This is a genomic window from Streptomyces cinereospinus, from assembly GCF_042430725.1.
GTDB lineage: Bacteria > Actinomycetota > Actinomycetes > Streptomycetales > Streptomycetaceae > Streptomyces > Streptomyces cinereospinus.
Genome location: NZ_JBHMCY010000161.1, coordinates 1 through 1,909, shown reverse-complemented (window position 1 = coordinate 1,909; position 1,909 = coordinate 1). Strand labels below are relative to the sequence as shown.

Genomic DNA, 1,909 nt, shown 5'->3' with positions numbered 1-1,909 from the left:
CGGGCTGCGCCGGGCCGCCGCCGGAGGCGCAGCCGGTGGCGAGGAGGGCGGCGGCCGTCAGCACGGCCGCCGCGGCGGCGGCGTGGGCCGCCCGCCCCCCGGCCGGGCGGGGCCGCCCCGTCACCCGAACCGTCCGTTCACGTAGTCGGAGGTGCGCTGGTCCTGCGGCGAGTCGAACATCGCCTCGGTCTCGCCGTGCTCGACGATCACGCCGGGGGTGCCGTGCGAGGCGAGGAAGAAGGCGCAGGTGTCGGAGACCCGGGCGGCCTGCTGCATGTTGTGGGTGACGATCACGATGGTCACCTCGGACTTCAGCTCGGCGATGGTCTCCTCGATGCGCCGGGTCGAGGTGGGGTCGAGCGCCGAGCACGGTTCGTCCATCAGCAGCACCCGGGGGCGGACCGCCAGCGAGCGGGCGATGCACAGCCGCTGCTGCTGGCCGCCGGAGAGCGCGCCGCCGGGCTGCCGGAGCCGGCCCTTGACCTCCTTCCACAGCCCGGCCTTGGTGAGGCACTCCTCCACCAGGTCGTCCTTGCCGTCGCGGCCGGTCCGGATGGCGTTGAGCTTCAGGCCGGCCACGACGTTGTCGTAGATCGACATGGCGGGGAAGGGGTTGGGCTTCTGGAAGACCATCCCGATCTCGCGGCGGGCGTGGGTGATGCGCCGCCCGCGGTCGTAGATGTCGTCGCCGTCGAGCAGCACGCGGCCGGCCAGCGAGGCCGAGCCGATCAGCTCGTGCATCCGGTTGAGGATGCGCAGGAAGGTCGACTTGCCGCAGCCGGAGGGGCCGATGAGCGCGGTGACCTGGCGGGCGGGCATGGTCAGCGACACCCGGTCCAGGACCTTGTGGTCGCCGAACCAGGCGGACACCGCCTCGGCGCGCAGGGTGGCGGGGCCGCGGCCGGCGGCGATCCGCGGCTGGACGACGGTGTCCGTGAGGTCGGCGTCCGCGGTGGCGGTGCCGTTGAGGTGGGTGGACATGGTGGACGTCAACTCCCGGGCGGGGTCAGGTGTTCAGAGCAGGTTGGGCAGCAGCGCGGTGAGGGCGCCGGAGTCCGCGAGGCCGAGGGCGGCGAGCACGGGAGCGGCGCAGATCCAGGTCTGCCAGCGGCCCCAGAAGCGGTACGCGGCCACCGCGAGCAGCGCGGCGAGCAGCAGGGCCTGGGTCCACAGGAAGACCTCCAGCCAGGCGTTGCCGTCGGTGCCCAGCGCCTGTTCGGAGCCGGCGATCCAGCCGGTGGCGAGGTCGCGCGGCGGGTTGGGCTGGACCGCGGTGCGCAGTTCCGCGTCGACGCGCAGTACGCCGTTCGGGGTGTACGGTCCGCCGGTCGCGGTGATGAGGGTGAGCCGGCCCTGTCCCCCGGTGGGCGGCGCGGGCAGTTCGTCGCCGGCCCGGCGCAGCCCGGTGACCTCGTACACGGACCTGCCCTGGCCGGTGGTCAGTTCCAGGCGGGCGCCGACGGGCAGGTCGTGCAGGTCGTTGAAGGGGCTGCCGTACGCCCACTGGCGGCCCATGATGACGACGGTGCCGGCCTGGCCGGGCAGCGGGGTGTCCCGGCGGTGGCCGGGGCCGGACATCAGCACCTGGGGCGTGGTGCCCTCGGCGACGACCTCCTCGACGTCGAGTGCGGGGATGCGCAGCAGTGCGACGGGGGCGCCCGTCTCCAGCGGCCTGCCCTCGTAGTCGCGCCGGCCGACGGGGGCGATGCCGAGGGCGAGCTGGCGGCGTAGTTCGTCGTAGGCGGTCTGCTGGTCGCGGGCGTGCTGGAGGTGGCCGACGATCGTGAGGTTGGCGGCGAACCCGAGCAGCACGGCCGCCAGGACGCACAGGACCGCCCCGGCGAGCGCGAGCCCGGGGCGGGCGGGGGGCCGCGGCGCCGGCCGGCGCGGCGGCCGCGGCGCGGGCGGA

At 75.1% G+C, this 1,909-nt stretch carries 2 protein-coding genes; both read right to left on the bottom strand.

The genetic code is table 11. From position 1 onward, the window contains the following. Window positions 1-120: 120 nt before the first annotated feature. Window positions 121-981, bottom strand: coding sequence for a phosphate ABC transporter ATP-binding protein (locus tag ACFF45_RS35265; protein ID WP_381351120.1), 861 nt, complete (start codon window positions 979-981; stop codon window positions 121-123). A gap of 33 nt (window positions 982-1,014) precedes the next feature. After that, window positions 1,015-1,909 (bottom strand): sortase (locus ACFF45_RS35260; RefSeq protein ID WP_381351119.1); only part of this gene is annotated, 895 nt, incomplete at its 5' end.